Here is a 15,383-nt window from a genome sequence, read left to right on the forward strand (position 1 = left end):
AGGAGGCGCAGCCATGGCCGCTCGTTGCCACCTGTCGTGTGTGGGCTGGTGGGTGGAGTAAGTGGGGCGCTCATGATTGAGCCCTTTCGTACAGAGGGATTTCGTGCAGAGCACGCCGCGGCGTCGGCAAGGACGTTCGGGTGGTTCCCGGGCTTTGGCCGGGGAGTTCGGCGACGGAGATGATGGGGTGTCCGGTTACGCCTGCAGGGAGTCCAGCTGTGCCAGGAGTCGTGCCTTGCCCGATCGGTTCAGCCAGGTGGTGAAGTCCGTGAGGTCGGCGTGGGCTTTGCGCAGGGGTGCGAGGTCGGTGTCGTAGTAGGTCTCGTTGGCCCACGTGAAGACCTTCGCCACCTCGGGAGCGTGCTCCCAGAGAACTTCGAGCGGAACCTGGGTGTGTGGAACCCGGCGGCCCGCCGCCGTGCTCAGCGCATCGGCGATCTGCGGTGCCGTCAGCCTGTCGCCGGTGATCTCCAGGGCCTTGCCCAGGTAGACGGCAGGCTCGGCGAAGGCCAGCGCGGCGAACGCCCCGGTGTCCGCGATGGCGATGAGCTGCATGACCAGGTCGTCATGCCAGGGCACGTTGAGCGAGCCGTTCTGGAAGAACCGTGCCGGGCTGGTGAAGTCCTCCATGAACCCGGCGGGACGCAGGATCGTCGCGGGCACTCCTAGCTCGTGGATGTGCTCCTCGATCTGCCATTTGTCGATGGTGCCCCAGCCGTGCTCCACGTAGAACCGGTTCTGGCTCTCCACGCCGCCGACCGACGAGTACACCAGGTGCTGCACGTCCGCGGCCTTGGCGGCGTCCGCGACGTTCTTGCCTTGAGTGATCTCGTTGGGGTTGGCCGACTGGACGCTGTAGATGCCGTACGCGCCGCGTGCCGCCGCCTCGATGGAGGCGCGGTCGTCCAAGTCGCCGCGGACGAGCTCGGCGCCGCGCTCGGCGAGCCGGACAGCCGCCGGCGCGGTGTCGTCGCGGACGAGGGCGCGGACGTGCCAGCCGTCGGCGAGCAGGTGGCGGGCGGTGGCGCCGCCCTGGTTCCCGGTGGCGCCGGTGACGAGCACGGTCTTGGTGTTCATGACTCACTCCGTTGTCGCTGTTTCGATGCGGTGACTGTATGACGATTTTTGAAAGTTCGTCAACTGCAAGTACCGATTGACGAAATATCAGACTGCGTCATAGGGTTCTCGAGTGAGCGCCAACGTCGAACGGCTTCGTGACCCCCGTCAGCGAGCCGAAAGGGCCGCACGGATCCTCGATGTGGCGGCGGATCTGCTGGTGCGCCACGGCTACCGGCGGGTGACCATGGACGATGTCGCCGCCGGGGTCGGCATCGGCAAAGGCACCGTCTATCTGCACTGGAAGACCCGCGAGCAACTGTTCGGCGCGGTCTTCGCACGCGAGGTGCTCTTCGCGATGGACGAGCTACGGCAGGCGCTGCAGCAGGATCCGCGGGCCTGTCTGCTGCACAACTTCGCGCGCGCCTACTTTCTGGCCATCACGAACCGCCCGCTACTACGCGGACTGCTTCTGGCCGACCCCCACCTGCTCGGCAAGCTGACCAGCACCCCCGACGCCGGCCGCGATGACCGGCACGGCATCATGGCGCGCCACTACCTCGAACTGCTCGCCGAGCACGGCCTGCTCCGCGACGACATGCACATCGATGAGATCGGCTACGCCTACCAGGCGACATTCGAAGGCTTCCTGCGAGCCGAGGGCGCTGCCCCCGCGGGCGGCCCGGAACAGCGGGCCGACCTGCTCGCGCGGACGATCCAGTACGCATTCGAGAGAAAGCCGGCGATCCCCGACGCGACGCTGCGGGGCCTCGCCGCCGCCACCGTGACTCTGATCAGCGAGCTGATCGACACCGATCGCGCCGAGTTCGACATCCCCGAGGCCGACGACCTCGGATAGGGTGGCTCGTCCTTCCAGTCACCCGGGCCAACCGAGAGCGCCATGAGAAGGCCGTTTTGTGGTTTCCCGCAAGCGGCGCCCCGGTCAGGTGATCCTGCATCATCGCACGGTCCACCCTGTCGTCATCCGCGAGTGGAGCATTCCGATGGAACGCTTCGGCGGCGCGATCTGGCAGAGCCGGCGCACTACAGACCGGTTCAAAGCAGCGACCCAGGCTGTTACGGGACACGAACCGTTCGTGGCGATCCGCCGGGGCGCCTGACTGGGGAGCCGTGCGAGACGATCAGGATCGCGGGCGTAGGCCGTCCATCATGACGGTGACAAAGCTGCCGGCGAGGTCCGGGGATGCATCGCTGGAGCGTGCGATCGCGTAGGTCACCTCGCCCAGCATCACCGTGGCGACGTCTGGGTCGATGTCGGTCCTGATCCCTCCTGCCTCGCGCGCCCGGTGGATCACGTCGACGAGCGCCTTGCGCAGCTCAGCACGACGCGCACTTGTCAGGGGCACCTGCAGCCGGGTGAGCTGCTCGCTCACGATCCAGTGGGCAGCTTGGAAGTCGATCAGGTCCAGCAGGAACCGGCGCAGGGCGGCGACCGGGTCGGGTTCGGCCACTGCCTGATGGGCCCGCTGGATCAGCGGTTCGAGCAGGTCGGCCACCGCCGCGTCGATGAGCGCGTCCTTGGTGCCGAATGCTCGCACGATCGTGGCCGCTCCGAGCCCGGCCTGGCGGGCGATGGCCTCCACGGTGACGGTGGTCCCGGGCTGGGCGAGCAGCATCTTGGTGGCCTCCAGGGCGAGGCGACGGTTGCGGACGGCATCGGCCCGGCGCGGGTGTTCGGCGGTTGACATCTGAAATGGCCGTTCCATATCCTTAAGTGGAATGTTCATTTCAGATAGCTTACGAGCCTGGAGAGGCCCATGCAAGCGCTGATCAGCGACCCGGACACCCCTGCTGGTGTGCGGCTCGGCCAGGTCCCCGAGCCGGTGCCGCAGGCCTCCGAGGCCGTGATCGAGGTGGAGTGGTTCACCCTGCTCGCCCGCAATCTTGACCACGCGGCCACCCTGCCGGCGGGAAGCATCCCGGGATTCGACGCGGTGGGCATGGTACGGCGGGCAGCCGAGGACGGCACCGGTCCCGCGCCAGGCACCCGAGTCGCCACGCTGATGACCGCAAACGCCTGGGCGCAGACGCGTACGGTACCCACGCACGAGCTGGCGATCGTGCCGGAGCGGGTCGACTCCGGCCAGGCCGCCACCTTGCTGGTGCCCGGGGTGAGCGCGCTGCGAGCCGTGCGGCGGCTGGGCGCGTTGACCGGCCGCCGCCTGCTGGTCACCGGGGCCGCGGGCGCGGTCGGGCACTTCGCCATCCAGCTGGGTCGTCTCGCCGGCGCGCACGTGATCGCCGCAGTACGCGATCCCGGCAGCCGCGACCGGCTGGTGGGACTAGGAGCCGACGAGGTGGTCACCGAGCTCGGCCAGGTGTCCGCTCCGGTGCACGGCGTGATCGAATCAGTCGGCGGGCCGCTCCTTTCTCAGGCCTTCGACCTGCTGACCGAGGGTGGTCTCATCCAGCAGGTGGGCGCGAGCTCGGGACAGCCGACCACGTTCGTCCCTTACCAGATGGTCGGGCGACGCCGCGCGATCGAGGGATTCCGGGCGGGCGACCGGTTCGGGCCCGACCTGTCCTATCTGCTGGACTTGCTCGCGGAGGGCAAGCTCGTCCCATTGAACGACGAGCGCGCCACGTGGGACGACATCGACGCACTCGCCCAACGGCTGCGAGCGGCCGACGCCCCCCAAAGGATCGTGGTGGCGGCCCGGCGAACCCTCGCGTCCTGATCTCCAGCGCGGTCGCGGATCGCGACTGCGAACGACAACATCCTTTGGAGTGGCAATGAGCAAGAAAGTTCTGATCTCGGGAGCGAGCATCGCCGGGCAGACTCTGGCCTACTGGCTGACCAAGCACGGTTTCCAGACCACGGTGGTCGAGCGGACGCCAGAGCTGCGGACCGGCGGCCAGGGCGTGGACGTACGCGACCAGGCACTGGACGTGGTCGAGCGCATGGGCGTCCTGCCGCGGATCCGGGCGGCGGTGGCCGACGTGCGCGAGATGCGGTTCGTGGACGCCGCGGGGCAGCGGGTGGCCTCCGTGGAGCTGGCGAACGACATCGAGATCATGCGCGGCGACCTGGTGAAGATCCTTTACGACGTGACCAAGGACGACGTCGACTACATTTTCGGCGACTCGATCAAGAGCCTGGCGCAGGACTCCGAGGGCGCGACCGTCGCCTTCCACAGCGGCGGAACTGGCCGGTTCGACCTGGTCATCGGCGCGGACGGGCTGCATTCCAACGTGCGGCGCCTGGCCTTCGGGCCGGAGTCGGAATTCCTCGACTACAAGGGCTACTACTTCGCCTTCGGCAACGCCGACGCGGCACAGGGCGCGGACCGTACGATCACAATGTTCAACACGCCGGGCAAGATGGTGGGAATCTACCGCTCAGGCAACCACGCCCAGGCCAAGGCGTACTTCATGTTCCGGCGTCCCGAGACGATGGACTACGACCACCACGACCTGGACGAGCAGCGCCGACTGCTGAAGGAGAGCTTCGCCGGCGAGACATCGTGGCGGGCGCCGGAGCTCCTGGACGGCGCGCTGGCCGACCCCGACCTCTACTTCGACGCCCTGAGCCAGGTACGCATGCCGTCGTGGTCGGCCGGCCGGGTGGCCCTCGTGGGCGACGCCGCCTACTGCGCCTCCCCCGCCTCGGGGGCCGGGGCGGAGCTGGCCCTGACCGGCGCCTACCTGCTTGCCACGGAACTGGCGCACGCAGACCACCGCGAAGCCTTCCGCCGCTACGAGGACCAGCAGCGCAAGCTGGTCGATATCAAGATGCAGATCAGCGACAACCTGGGCCTGATGGTGCCCAAGACTCAAGACGACATCCAGGCCAGGAACGTCGCGCTCACAGCAAGTCAGTGAGCCGTCCCAGCGGCGGCGAGGGGCGCTCGCTGACGACCTGCCGGTCGAGGTGCGGGGCAAGCTGGAGCCGCTGCGGGCGAAGCTGAACCGGCTGGCCGACCATTTCCATAAACGATGAATATAAAAATGCTATGCTTCGAGCATGGGTCGTCAAGGCACCGCTCCTGACGCGTCCGCCGCCATCGGGGCAGCCCTCTACGGCCTGGCCACCAGGGCCGTGAGACGCCTGCCCCGGGACATGAGCCTGACGTCGGCCGCCACCCTTGCCACGCTGGACCGGACCGGCCCGCGGCGCATCACCGATCTGGCCGCGGTCGAGGGCGTCACCCAGCCCGCGATGACCGCCCTGGTCCGGGTGATGGAGGAGTCCGGCCTGGTCGAGCGGCGGGGCGACGCGTCCGACAAGCGGGTCACGCTGGTGTGCCTGACCGAGGCCGGCGCCTCCTATGTCCGCACGCGGCGCCAGGCGGGCGTCCACGCGTTCGAGCGGTTGATCGGCGAGCTCACCGGCGACGAGGTCGAGGCGCTGGTGGCGGCCCTTCCGGCGCTGAAGCATCTGGAAGAGCTCGAAAGCCAGGACCGCGAAGGGCCGAAGCAGTGACCGGGCAGCCGGTCGGCGGGGTCGCGGCGAAGGCGTTCCCGGTGGCGCGTTCCGAGGCGCGGCTGCTGGTCCCCGCCCTGATGTTCATCGCTCTGGTCGTGGCGGCGGTCGCCAGCCTCGGGACGCCGCTCATCACCAGCGTGGCGACCTCGTTCCACGTCTCGCTCGGCAGCGCGCAGTGGACGCTGACCGTCGCGCTGCTCAGCGGCGCCGTCGCCACGCCGGTCCTGGGCCGGCTCGGAGCCGGCCCGCACCGGCGGGCCACGATCCTCGCCACGCTGGCGGTCGTCGTCGCCGGCAGCGCGCTCACCGTGCTGCCGCTGCCGTTCGCGTGGCTGCTGGCCGGCAGGGCGGCCCAGGGCGTCGGGCTCGGGCTGACGGCGCTGATGATGGGCGTGGCCCGGGACCACCTCCCCGAGAAGCGCAGCGCGGCCGTGATCGCCCTGATCTCGGTGGTCTCGATCATCGGGGCCGGCGTCGGCTACCCGCTGGCCGCACTGCTCGCCGAGCTCGGCGGGGTACGGGCTGCCTACGGCCTCGGCCTGGTCGTCACCGCCGCCGCCCTCCTGACCGCGTGGCGCTCCATGCCCGAAGCCCCCGAAGGCCGCTCCGCCCACGTGGACGTGGCAGGCGCGGTCGTCCTGGCCGCTGCGCTGCTCCTGGTGCTGTTCCTCGCCGGCGAACGGAATCTGTGGAGCCGGCACCTCGCCGTGGCGGCGGGCCTCGCCGTCGTCGCGGTGGCGCTGCTCTGCGTCTGGGCCGTCATCGAGCTGCGCAGCACGACGCCCCTGGTCGATGTGCGGGCGGTGCGGCACCCGGCGGTCGCCGGGGCGAACATCGCCATGTTCGTCGGCGGGATCGGCATGTACCTCCTGCTCACGCTCATCACCCGGTACGCGCAGACGCCGCACGGCGCCGGCTACGGCTTCGGGCTGACGACCTTCGTCGCCGGGCTGGTCCTCATCCCGTTCTCGGTGCTGGGGTTCGTCGCCGGCAAGCTCACGCCGCGGGTCCGGACGCGGATCGCCGGCCCCCTGCTCCTGGCCGGCAGCGCCGTCGTGGTCGGCGGCGGGTTCGCCCTGTTCGCGGCGGCCCGGTCGGACCTGGCCGAACTGTTCGCGGCGATGGGCGTGCTGGGCTTCGGCGTCGGCGGCTTCTCGGCCGCGATGCCCGGCGTCATCCTGGCCGTCACCCCCAAGAGCGAGACGTCGAGCGCCATGAGCTTCAACTACGTCGTCCGCAGCGTCGGGTACTCCCTGGGCAGCGCCATCGGCGGCCTGATCCTCGCCGCGGGCACCGGCCCCGGCCACCTCTTCCCCGACGACAGCGCCTACACCACCGCGGCGCTGGTCGGCATCGGCGCCATGGCGATCACGACGCTGACAAGCCTCGCTCTCGCCCGCCGACGCTCGTCCGAGACCAACCCGTAAGTCAGATGTACTCCTCCCAACACTGGAGGTTCCATGCCCAAGGGCTACCGGGTCAGCGTCTACCGTGGCGCAGCACGGCCAGGACGATCACGACGATCCGACCCGCCGCCGGCAGGGACCGCCACCGCGATCTGATCGCCTTCGGGTGCTTGCGCAGCAGGTCGGTGACGTATTGGACAGTTCTCGTGGACAGCGGCAGGGCGCACTGACAGACCAGGGAGACAGCGTCCCCGGCCTGCTGGTTCTTGTTCTTCACACGACTTCAACGAGCACCGGGGACGCCCCTTGCGGCCGGCTCCGCCGCCCGCCCGGTTCGCCCCTATATCAGGGTCCGCATAATCGCCGGTATGTGGGACGGACGCACGGCGGTCCGGATGCTCGCCGCCGATCCGGGCACCACCTTCGGGTGGACAGCCTCCGCTCTCGCCGCGCAGGCCAGCGGCCAATTCACGGGCCCACCGCAGGCGCGATCCGGTAAGGGTCACCGTCACGGCGGCTCAGAAGGCGATCGTGAACCGGCCGTCGGCGAGTTTCCGCAGCCAGGACCGGTCGGCCAGCCGGTTCAGCTTCGCCCGCAGCGGCTCCAGCTTGCCCCGCACTTTTGGTACCGACCTCAGCGCGGTCTCGTACCAGGCCCGAAGCTCCAGTCGCCTTGATCACGAACGACGTTTGGTATCACACTGTCGTCGAGCTGGACTGCGTCAGCCTGCCAGTCGGGCGAGGGCCAGTGCGTGTGCCTGGTCGAGGGATTCCGCAGCAGCGCAAGGGACGTCCGGCTGCACACCGATGCCCTCCCAGTTCGTGCCGGAGACGGGGTTGATGGCGCGGCCGGTGGGGACGGTGGCTTCCAGGTGGGGGTGCACGGTCCAGCCCTTGCACGGGTGTGCGCCACCGCGGGTGGCCTCGCCGACGACAACGGCGCGGCCGAGCTGCTGCAGGTCGTAGGCCAGTTCCTCGGCGGCGGAGAAGGTGCTGTCACTGGACAACACGTACAACGGTTTGCTGCCGCCGAAACGCGCGCCGGGAACGTGCGGCAGGCTCCAGGACTGCTCGCTGCGCTCGCCGCGGCGCCAGTACATGGTGTTGAGGTGGGTGCGCTCGTCCAGGAGGTAGCTGCAGACGAAGGCGACGGTGTCCGGGTCGCCACCCCGGTTGTTGCGAAGGTCCACGATCAGCGCCTGGGCGCGGGAGGCCAGGGTGAGCGCGGCGCTCAGCGGTTCGGCGGCCCACTCCAGCGGAAACAGCATCGGCGCCAGCTCCACCACGGCGACCCCCCCGTCGAGCAACTCCAGCCGGGGCGCACCGCCCAGCGAGGTGTCGAAGTCCCGGCGGATGGACTCCAGGGTCGCCGCGCCCTGCTCGGGGGACACCGGGTCGGCGTGGTGCTTCAGTCTCAGGTGTTTGTCGTCGTTGACGGACTGCAGATCCGCGGTGACCAGACGGGCGAGTTCCTCGGCACCGTCGACGTCATAAGCGCCCTCGGCGAGGCGTCGTCGTAGCAGGCCGGCGAGCTGCTCGGCTATCTCAGGGAAAACGTAGTGCTCGGTTAGCAGTCGGGCTGTCTCGTCGATGACAGGAGCGGGCTGAAGGTTCGTCAGAGTTGTCATAGCAGGGGAGTAGAGCACTGCCCTTACGAAAACGTCAAAAGACTGATTGTGCGGCCTCGATAGGGCGCTCCAGCAGACTCCGGGCAATGTCCGCGTACTCGATGACGGTGACGTCCGCGCGCTGAAGGCCTGTGCCGGCGCGGCGCCCATCACCCGCGCCTCGGGCAAGAGCCTGGTCGTCCACCACCGCGAGGTGAAGAACCAATGGTTGGCCACCGCCGGCTAGGTATGGGCCTTCGCCTCTTTGAGGGCGCCAGGTCCTCGAGCGCACTACGACCGCCGCCGAGACGGCGGCGACCGGCACTCCAGCGCGCTACGCAACACCTTCAACCGGATGCTCGGCTGCCTCTGTCACTGCCTGCAGGAAGGCAAGGCCTATGACGAACTCGTAGCGTTCCCGGCATCAAGCTCAGGGTCGGCGAAACCAGACACGCTGACGCCGCCTGATCATCAATCGATACCGGCCTGCTCAGCCGTACCTCCTCCTCCGCATATCCCAGCGCCTGATAGAAGCTCCGGGCGCGGACGTTGGCCGCACCGGTCTCCAGCGTGATGCGCCGCAGACCGCGTTCCCGTGCCCAGGACTCGGCGGCATCCACCTGGCCGGTGAAGTGCCGCTGGGTGGCCAGGGTGACAAAGCCCACGACACAGCCGTCGCGGACCGCCACCAGCACCCCGTGACCATCGCTGCTGTCCCGGTCCAAGGAACCGGTGACCCAGCCGCCAACGGCATCACGCCATGCCGCGACACCCTCGGTCAGGCGCGGAGCCAGCGCGACGACGGCATCACGGTCTACGGTCTCCTGTCACCTGGGACGGTATGGCGACGGAGCGGCCGGAGGCGGAGCGAGGACCTCGGCGATCAATTGGGTGTCGGTGTACTCGGTTATCTCGGCGACCTTGCCGTCGCGCATGACGAAAATCCAGCAGTAACGGTTCGGGTAGTCACGCCCTGACGCTGTGACGCTGTGATTGCGGCCTTCGACAACAACCACATCATCGTCGGCCACGAAGCGCTCGGCGCTGACGAGATTACGGCCGCCAAGCTGTTCCGCGAGTGGGTGGAGCAGTTCCTCCAGTACGGCACGCTTCCCCTCATAGGTGCGTGACCACGCGGTCTGCCCGATGATCGTCCAGCGGACCTCGTCGGCCAGGGCGTCGATGAAGGGCCGCCCGTTACCCTTCGCGGTCTCGGCGAAGACTCCCTGCAGGAACGCTCTGTTGTCGGCCTCGGACATCTGGCAAACCTCCTGGTAATCCGGTAAGGCTTGGCGATCTTCGTGGTCAGGTGGCATGAAGACGGCCATCGCGTGATCACTCAGAGTTTGTGAAGACATCTGAAGATCGCGTGATGGCCGTGGCCGACAGCGTAGACCCTGACGGCTGGATGGTCACCTTCAACGAGTTGATACACCGAGTCGCCGGACGTTTCGGCCGTGTCGAACCACGACGTACGGCGACCGGATACGTGCGCGGGCTGCTGGCCGACCTTGAACGCAAGAACTGCTGGAACCTGGCCGAACACGCCGGACCCGCTGGTCCGCAAGCCATGCAACGGCTGCTGCGCACCGCCCGCTGGGACGCCGACGCGCTGCGTGATGACGTTGGCGACTACGTCACCGAACAGCTCGGCCCGCAGGGTGCTTTGGTGGTCCCCGCCGGGCGAGCCCTGCTGGATCGGCGGCTCTACCTGCCTCAGCACACCTGGCTGGCCGATCCCGATCGCTGCGCCGCAGCTGGCGTGCCCGAGCAGGCCGCCTTCGCCACCAAGCCCGCCCCGGCCGGGCAGATGATCACCGCCGCGGTGGAAGCCGGGGTGCGCGCGGACTGGGTGACCGGTGATGAGGTCTACGGCCAAGACCCCGCCTGCGCGCCCTGCTGCACCAGCGCCGGATCGTTACGTCCTGGCCATCGCCGGCAACCGCAGGTCAACCTGGAGGGCGCCGAGAAGAGCGCGGCCGAGATCGCCGCCGACGTGACCGATCGGCACTGGCACCACTACAGCGCAGGGCAGGGAGCCAAGGGGCCGCGCTACTACCTGTGGGCCTGGGCCCGCATCGACGCCGACCAGCACGACGGCTCGCGGTGGTTGCTGATCCGCCGCAACCCCGTCACCGGCGAACTGGCCTATTACCGCTGCTCCGCACCCGAGCCGACCCCGTTGCCCACCCTGGTGCGCGTCGCGGGCATCCGCTGGACGATCGAGGAGTCCTTCCTGGCCGCCCTGTCCACATCCCAGCCCGACCCCGACGATGAGCGCATCCCTCTCACCATGCCCGAGATCCGCCGCTTGCTCGTGCTACTCATCCCGGCCCAGCTCCGATCTGCCGAAGAGACCATGATCGCGGAGTGTCACTGGAGTACTAGTGGTGGATCGGAGGAGGCCGAGCGGGTGGGCCTGTTCGGGGTTGCCGCTACAGGACGGCTGAGCTGGGCTTGTGATCGCTTGCGGGAACAAGACATCCCGGGGTCGATGAGATGGTAGGCACAGGAAAGGCGGGGTCAAAGTGGAATGTCGTCAAATCGGCGATATGGCGATGGATATGTGGAATTTCGGCAGCCGAATCCTGGCTCCCGGGGCTTGTCGCTGGTGACGTTCAGCGGCCGGGGTTGTCCGCGGTGTATCGGTCGGCGAGGTCGGCGAGCCGGGCCACCTGGCCGACCTCGGGCGACCAGCAGTAGAGGATGACCTCGTCCGCCCCGAGCTCCTCGAACCCGCGCAGCGCCGTACGGATCTGGTCCTCGGTCGTGAGCATGCCCTCCACCATCCAGTGGGAGGCGCCGACGATGGCGTAGCACTCGCTGATCGCCGCCTTGGCCGTGGCGACCGTCTCGTCCGAGCCGAAGGCGACGTTGAGCTGGCCGACGTTGCGCGGGCGGGCGGCCCGGCCCGCCTGCGACCACTCCTTGTCGACGGCGCGGAAGAGGTCGCCGGCCCACGGCGGAGGCGCGGCGCACAGCAGTCCGTGGCCGAACCGGGCCACCCTGGCCAGCGCCGCCGGCGCGAACGCTCCGAAAAGGATCTCCGGGCCCCCCGGACTCACCGGCGCGGGCCCGACCGGCCCGAGTCCGCACGGGGTACGCTCTCCCGCCCACAGCTGCCGCAGCGCGATCAGCTGGTCGTCGAGCCGGCGTCCACGCCCCTTGAGCGGCATCCCGGCCGCGGCGAAGTCGTCGGTCCGGCTGCCGACGCCCATGCCCAGCGTGAACCGGCCGTGGGCGAGCCGGTCGAGCGTGGCCACCTGCTTGGCCAGCAGGGCGGTGTCACGCAGCGGACCGATCAGCACCTCGGTCTGGATCCGGACCCGTCGGGTGGTGGCGGCGACGGCGGCCAGCATCACCAGCGGCTCCGGGTTGCGCCAGATGAAGCGGTCGAGCAGTCCGAGCGTGCTGAACGGTCCCGCCTCCACCTGCCGCGCCCACTCCAGCAACAGGTCCGGCTCGTCACCCGGCAACCCGATTCCGATCTTCATGGGTGTCCCCTTCGTCAGTGCGCCGTCCTGGCTGTGGCGATAGACTCGCTCTGGTCATTCAGTCCCTGATCGAGAGCTGACGGATATGACGGACGACCCCCAGGCGATCAGACTGGATGAGTTCCTGCCGTATCCCCCGGATCGCGTGTGGCGGGCGTTCGCGGAGCCCCGGCTGGTGACGAAATGGCTCGGGCCGGAGGATTTCCGGCCGGTCGTCGGCCACCGGTTCACGATCGTGGCGCAGGCCGTTCCGACGACGAAGTTCGGCGGCGTCATCCACTGCCAGGTGCTGGCCGTCGAGCCGGAGCGGATGCTGCGGATCAGCTGGGACGACCACGGTCCCAGCGGGGCGCGGTGCACGGCGACCTGGCGGCTGGTGGCCGAGGGCCACGGCACCCGCCTGTTCTTCGACCACGAGGGCTTCGACCCGGACAACGAGCTGCAGCAGCGGGCGCGCCGGATCATGGGCGGCGGCTGGCGCTCGTGGCTGTTCAGCCGGCTGGAAGCGGTCCTCGCGGACAAGGTCGCCGGGCCGGACGTGGCCCGTGAGGGGCGGCTCTACCCGCCCTGATAGTCGCCTTCCTCCTCCACCACGGTGTCGCGGAGGAGCCTCAGCCGATCTCTCCAGTAGGCCTCGTACGGGTGCAGCCAGTCGGAGATCTCCTGCATGGGCGCCTGACACAGTGAGTAGTGGCGTTCCCGGCCGACCCTGCGCTCCGTCACCAGGCCGGAGTCCCGCAGCACCTTGAGGTGCTCCGACACGCTGGGGCGGGCCATGTCGAAGTGCGCGGCGAGGCTGTTGACCGACTGCGGGCCCTGCAGCAGGAGCTGGAGTATGCGGCGCCTGACCGGGTTGGCCAGCGCCGGGAACACGTCGTCGAGCAGGGTGGGGACACCGTCCGGCGTCGTCGTCTTCCCGCTCCGCGGCATGGTTCGCAGCCCCTGATCGCACTGTCGTCGGCGGCCCGATATCCGTCGACTCCAGTACATTATCAGTAGGGGCTATCCTACCTGTCAACGCGGCCCGCCGATCCGCCCGGCGCCGGGGGGCTTCTGGATCACCCCCCGGCCGCCCTCTCGCCGGCCGGCTCACCACGTCACCGGCAGCGCCTCAGGCCCTCGTACCAGCCGGTCGGCCTTCCAGATGATCTCCTCCGGGTCGACGGCGAGCCGCAGACCGGGGAGCCTGCGCAGCAGGGCCTCGATGGCCAGCTCGATCTCCACCTTGGCCAGTGCCGCGCCCATGCACCGGTGCGGCCCGAAACCGAAGGTCAGATGCTGCTCCCTGGCCGCCTCGGCGTCGATCTCGTCGGGGTCGGCGAAGACCCGGGGGTCGCGGTTGGCCGCCGACAACTGGGTGTAGACGGCCTCCCCCTTGGAGATGAGGGTGTCGCCGATGGTGACGTCCTCGGTGGCGACGCGGGCGAATCCCCCCGGGCTCTCCAGCGGGATGAAGCGCAGCAACTCCTCGACCACCCGCGGCAGCGGCGCGCCGCGGCCCTCGGCCAGCTCCGCGTAGAGGCCGTCGCGGAGCATGACGAACATCATGTCGGCGAGCTCGTTGACGGTGGTCTCGTGGCCGACCACGAGCAGGGTGACGCCGAACGTCACCAGCTCCTGCTCGCTCATCACCGCCTCGGTGTCGCGGGCCCGGACCATCACGCTGAACAGGTCGTCGGCCGGCGCGACCCGGCGCTGCCTGACCAGCCACTGCAGGTACGCGGTGAGGCTCTGGAACGCGGCGAAGATCTCCTCGGGGGTGAACGCGGTGACCGACATGACGATGTCCGACCACACCCGGAACTTCTCCCGATCCGCGAACGGAACGCCCAGGATCTCGCAGATCACCGAGATGGGGAGGGGCAGCGCGAGGTCCTTCATCAGATCGGCCGGCGGCCCCTTCGCGGCCATCTGGCCGAGCAGGCCGTCGATGCGGTCGGCGATCCACGGCCGGAGTCGCTCCACCCGGCGGGGTGTGAACGCCCGGGCGGCGACCTGGCGGACCCGCGTGTGGTCGGGCGGATCCATGCTCATGATCATGTCAGGGCTCTGGACGATCTGCGGCTGCAGCCGGGGCAGGTCCATCGCCAGCGTGACGGCACGGCTGAACCGGGGGTCCGAGAGCACGAACTTGGTGTCCTCGTACCCGGTGACCAGCCACGCGTCGCCGCCGAACGGCATGCGGACCCGGGCGACCCGCTCGGACTCCTGCAGCTTGCGGTACTTGCCGTCCAGCTCCAGCGCGGTGGTGGGCCCGAACGGGAACGGGTGAACGGTGCGCTCGTCCATCACCGGCTCCCGGCGGGCGCCGTCCCGGCCGGGCGCAGCTCCAGGATCGCCAGGCCGAAGGAGGTCGGGTACGACTCGGCGACGGTCAGCCCGGCTCGCGCCGCGAGCTCGTCGTACTGCGGGCGGCTGCGTTCCTTGCCGCCGCAGAACAGCAGCATCATGATGTCCAGCCGGGCCAGGCTCCGCTGGTCCCCGCCGCCGCCGACGATCGTCTCGATGACCAGGAGCCGGCCGGTGGACCCGAGCGCCTCGGCGCCGCGCCGCAGCACCTCCACGGCCTGGTCGTCGGACCAGTTGTGCAACACGTTCATCAGGACGTAGGTGTCCGCGCCGGTGGGCCAGGCGGCGAAGAAGTCCCCTTCGACGAAGCCGGCGCGGTCGGCGACCGGCGAGCCGGCCAGGTGCGCCCGTGCGGTCGCGACCCCGGCCGGAGTGTCGAAGACGATGCCGCGGGCGTCCGGGGACGCGCGCAGGACGGCCTCCAGCAACAGCCCGTGGCCGCCGCCCACGTCCACGACGTCGCCGCGGGCCGACCAGTCGATGGCCGTGATGACGCTGTCCAGCGAGATGCGGGTCTTGTGGGCCATCGCCTTCTCGAACGACGCCGCCAGATGCGGGTGCTCCGCGAGGTCCGCCCAGACGTCCTGGCCGAAGATCCGCTCGTACACCGGCCCGCCGGTCCGCACCGCGTCGAGCATGTGCACGGGTGTCTGGTCGAGCCGGGTCATCGCCCCGCCCATGTCCCACCAGTCGCGCATGCTGACCGGGTTGTCCTCGGACATCAGCGCCGACAGCTTCGTCGGCCGGTACACGTCGGAGGGCTCGTCGTGGTCGAAGACGCCCAGGTGCGCCAGGTACCGCAGCAGCCGGCGCACCGCCTCCGGATCGACGCTCTCCCCGGCGACCTCCAGCCCTTTCAGGATCGCGTCGGCGGACGCGCCGTCGGGGGTGACCAGGTCGGCCAGCCGGAGCGTCGCCGCCGCGCGGATGGCCCAGGGCGCCACGGTGTCGGTCAGGTTGAGCATGGTGATGAACGCGTTGTCGGCCTGGACATCGCGGGGGGCACGTGCGTCGGACACCTTGT

18 protein-coding genes are annotated in these 15,383 nt (G+C 69.4%); 8 read left to right on the plus strand and 10 right to left on the minus strand.

The genetic code is table 11. The annotated features are described in order from the left end of the window. Positions 1-195 precede the first annotated feature (195 nt). Positions 196-1,077, minus strand: a complete 882-nt coding sequence (locus AB0H64_RS19140) for an NmrA/HSCARG family protein (protein WP_357625920.1) — start codon at positions 1,075-1,077, stop codon at positions 196-198. 112 nt (positions 1,078-1,189) lie between these two features. On the opposite strand from AB0H64_RS19140, the gene AB0H64_RS19145 reads away from it, so the two are divergent. Together AB0H64_RS19145 and AB0H64_RS19150 are read left to right on the plus strand one after the other, a co-directional pair. After that, entirely contained in the window at positions 1,190-1,915 is a 726-nt protein-coding gene (locus AB0H64_RS19145) for a helix-turn-helix domain-containing protein (protein WP_357625923.1), read from the plus strand. A 58-nt stretch (positions 1,916-1,973) separates the two neighbouring features. Continuing rightward, positions 1,974-2,177 carry a hypothetical protein gene (locus AB0H64_RS19150; RefSeq protein ID WP_357625926.1) on the plus strand — a complete coding sequence of 68 codons (204 nt, stop codon included), beginning with the start codon at positions 1,974-1,976 and terminating at the stop codon, positions 2,175-2,177. Between the two features lie 21 nt (positions 2,178-2,198). On the opposite strand, the gene AB0H64_RS19155 is transcribed toward AB0H64_RS19150, so the two are convergent. Continuing rightward, positions 2,199-2,765, minus strand: a complete 567-nt coding sequence (locus AB0H64_RS19155; protein ID WP_357625928.1) for a TetR/AcrR family transcriptional regulator — start codon at positions 2,763-2,765, stop codon at positions 2,199-2,201. A gap of 69 nt (positions 2,766-2,834) precedes the next feature. Here AB0H64_RS19155 and AB0H64_RS19160 point away from each other — a divergent pair, with 69 nt between their 5' ends. From AB0H64_RS19160 to AB0H64_RS19175, 4 genes are all read left to right on the plus strand, one after another. Beyond that, on the plus strand, positions 2,835-3,755 hold the full coding sequence (locus AB0H64_RS19160; RefSeq protein WP_357625930.1) for a zinc-binding dehydrogenase: 921 nt from the start codon (positions 2,835-2,837) through the stop codon (positions 3,753-3,755). Between the two features lie 55 nt (positions 3,756-3,810). Beyond that, positions 3,811-4,899 carry an FAD-dependent monooxygenase gene (locus AB0H64_RS19165; RefSeq protein WP_357625932.1) on the plus strand — a complete coding sequence of 363 codons (1,089 nt, stop codon included), beginning with the start codon at positions 3,811-3,813 and terminating at the stop codon, positions 4,897-4,899. Between the two features lie 142 nt (positions 4,900-5,041). Further along, on the plus strand, positions 5,042-5,500 hold the full coding sequence (locus AB0H64_RS19170) for a MarR family transcriptional regulator (RefSeq protein WP_357625934.1): 459 nt from the start codon (positions 5,042-5,044) through the stop codon (positions 5,498-5,500). Then, positions 5,497-6,930 carry an MFS transporter gene (locus AB0H64_RS19175; protein ID WP_357625937.1) on the plus strand — a complete coding sequence of 478 codons (1,434 nt, stop codon included), beginning with the start codon at positions 5,497-5,499 and terminating at the stop codon, positions 6,928-6,930. The genes AB0H64_RS19170 and AB0H64_RS19175 overlap by 4 nt, the downstream gene beginning before the upstream one ends. A gap of 52 nt (positions 6,931-6,982) precedes the next feature. On the opposite strand, the gene AB0H64_RS19180 is transcribed toward AB0H64_RS19175, so the two are convergent. From AB0H64_RS19180 to AB0H64_RS19195, 4 genes are all read right to left on the minus strand, one after another. Continuing rightward, on the minus strand, positions 6,983-7,186 hold the full coding sequence (locus AB0H64_RS19180; RefSeq protein ID WP_357625938.1) for a hypothetical protein: 204 nt from the start codon (positions 7,184-7,186) through the stop codon (positions 6,983-6,985). A gap of 445 nt (positions 7,187-7,631) precedes the next feature. Further along, the gene (locus AB0H64_RS19185) at positions 7,632-8,537 is read right to left on the minus strand and encodes a S41 family peptidase (RefSeq protein WP_357625941.1); all 906 of its coding nucleotides are present in this window, start codon (positions 8,535-8,537) and stop codon (positions 7,632-7,634) included. Between the two features lie 326 nt (positions 8,538-8,863). Beyond that, positions 8,864-9,211 carry a GNAT family N-acetyltransferase gene (locus tag AB0H64_RS19190; protein ID WP_357625943.1) on the minus strand — a complete coding sequence of 116 codons (348 nt, stop codon included), beginning with the start codon at positions 9,209-9,211 and terminating at the stop codon, positions 8,864-8,866. A gap of 132 nt (positions 9,212-9,343) precedes the next feature. Next, the gene (locus AB0H64_RS19195) at positions 9,344-9,844 is read right to left on the minus strand and encodes a nuclear transport factor 2 family protein (RefSeq protein ID WP_357625946.1); all 501 of its coding nucleotides are present in this window, start codon (positions 9,842-9,844) and stop codon (positions 9,344-9,346) included. A gap of 44 nt (positions 9,845-9,888) precedes the next feature. Here AB0H64_RS19195 and AB0H64_RS19200 point away from each other — a divergent pair, with 44 nt between their 5' ends. Next, positions 9,889-11,022 carry a transposase gene (locus tag AB0H64_RS19200; protein WP_357625949.1) on the plus strand — a complete coding sequence of 378 codons (1,134 nt, stop codon included), beginning with the start codon at positions 9,889-9,891 and terminating at the stop codon, positions 11,020-11,022. A gap of 112 nt (positions 11,023-11,134) precedes the next feature. Here the strand turns inward: AB0H64_RS19200 and AB0H64_RS19205 are convergent, their stop codons facing one another. Further along, positions 11,135-12,010: an LLM class flavin-dependent oxidoreductase gene (locus AB0H64_RS19205; RefSeq protein ID WP_357625951.1), complete on the minus strand. Its 876-nt coding sequence runs from the start codon at positions 12,008-12,010 to the stop codon at positions 11,135-11,137. An 85-nt stretch (positions 12,011-12,095) separates the two neighbouring features. Here AB0H64_RS19205 and AB0H64_RS19210 point away from each other — a divergent pair, with 85 nt between their 5' ends. Further along, positions 12,096-12,581: an SRPBCC domain-containing protein gene (locus AB0H64_RS19210; RefSeq protein ID WP_357625954.1), complete on the plus strand. Its 486-nt coding sequence runs from the start codon at positions 12,096-12,098 to the stop codon at positions 12,579-12,581. On the opposite strand, the gene AB0H64_RS19215 is transcribed toward AB0H64_RS19210, so the two are convergent. The 3 genes from AB0H64_RS19215 to AB0H64_RS19225 form a co-directional block, all read right to left on the minus strand. Then, positions 12,569-12,940 (minus strand): metalloregulator ArsR/SmtB family transcription factor, encoded by a 372-nt coding sequence (locus AB0H64_RS19215; RefSeq protein WP_357625957.1) that lies wholly within the window; start codon positions 12,938-12,940, stop codon positions 12,569-12,571. The genes AB0H64_RS19210 and AB0H64_RS19215 overlap by 13 nt on opposite strands. A 159-nt stretch (positions 12,941-13,099) precedes the next feature. Continuing rightward, positions 13,100-14,299: a cytochrome P450 gene (locus tag AB0H64_RS19220; RefSeq protein WP_357625959.1), complete on the minus strand. Its 1,200-nt coding sequence runs from the start codon at positions 14,297-14,299 to the stop codon at positions 13,100-13,102. Further along, positions 14,299-15,378, minus strand: coding sequence for a methyltransferase (locus AB0H64_RS19225; RefSeq protein ID WP_357625960.1), 1,080 nt, complete (start codon positions 15,376-15,378; stop codon positions 14,299-14,301). Before AB0H64_RS19225 ends, AB0H64_RS19220 begins: the two co-directional genes overlap by 1 nt. Between the last annotated feature and the right edge of the window lie 5 nt (positions 15,379-15,383).

Source organism: Nonomuraea sp. NPDC050733 (assembly GCF_040654215.1).
Classification (GTDB): domain Bacteria; phylum Actinomycetota; class Actinomycetes; order Streptosporangiales; family Streptosporangiaceae; genus Nonomuraea.

Excerpts from the sequence above, each read along its gene's own strand:
- AB0H64_RS19140 (WP_357625920.1), bottom strand. The coding sequence starts at position 1,077 with ATGAACACCAAGACCGTGCTCGTCACCGGCGCCACCGGGAACCAGGGC.
- AB0H64_RS19155 (WP_357625928.1), bottom strand. The coding sequence starts at position 2,765 with ATGTCAACCGCCGAACACCCGCGCCGGGCCGATGCCGTCCGCAACCGT.
- AB0H64_RS19160 (WP_357625930.1), top strand. The coding sequence starts at position 2,835 with ATGCAAGCGCTGATCAGCGACCCGGACACCCCTGCTGGTGTGCGGCTC.
- AB0H64_RS19165 (WP_357625932.1), top strand. The coding sequence starts at position 3,811 with ATGAGCAAGAAAGTTCTGATCTCGGGAGCGAGCATCGCCGGGCAGACT.
- AB0H64_RS19170 (WP_357625934.1), top strand. The coding sequence starts at position 5,042 with ATGGGTCGTCAAGGCACCGCTCCTGACGCGTCCGCCGCCATCGGGGCA.
- AB0H64_RS19185 (WP_357625941.1), bottom strand. The coding sequence starts at position 8,537 with ATGACAACTCTGACGAACCTTCAGCCCGCTCCTGTCATCGACGAGACA.
- AB0H64_RS19195 (WP_357625946.1), bottom strand. The coding sequence starts at position 9,844 with ATGGCCGTCTTCATGCCACCTGACCACGAAGATCGCCAAGCCTTACCG.
- AB0H64_RS19200 (WP_357625949.1), top strand. The coding sequence starts at position 9,889 with ATGGCCGTGGCCGACAGCGTAGACCCTGACGGCTGGATGGTCACCTTC.
- AB0H64_RS19205 (WP_357625951.1), bottom strand. The coding sequence starts at position 12,010 with ATGAAGATCGGAATCGGGTTGCCGGGTGACGAGCCGGACCTGTTGCTG.
- AB0H64_RS19210 (WP_357625954.1), top strand. The coding sequence starts at position 12,096 with ATGACGGACGACCCCCAGGCGATCAGACTGGATGAGTTCCTGCCGTAT.
- AB0H64_RS19215 (WP_357625957.1), bottom strand. The coding sequence starts at position 12,940 with ATGCCGCGGAGCGGGAAGACGACGACGCCGGACGGTGTCCCCACCCTG.
- AB0H64_RS19220 (WP_357625959.1), bottom strand. The coding sequence starts at position 14,299 with ATGGACGAGCGCACCGTTCACCCGTTCCCGTTCGGGCCCACCACCGCG.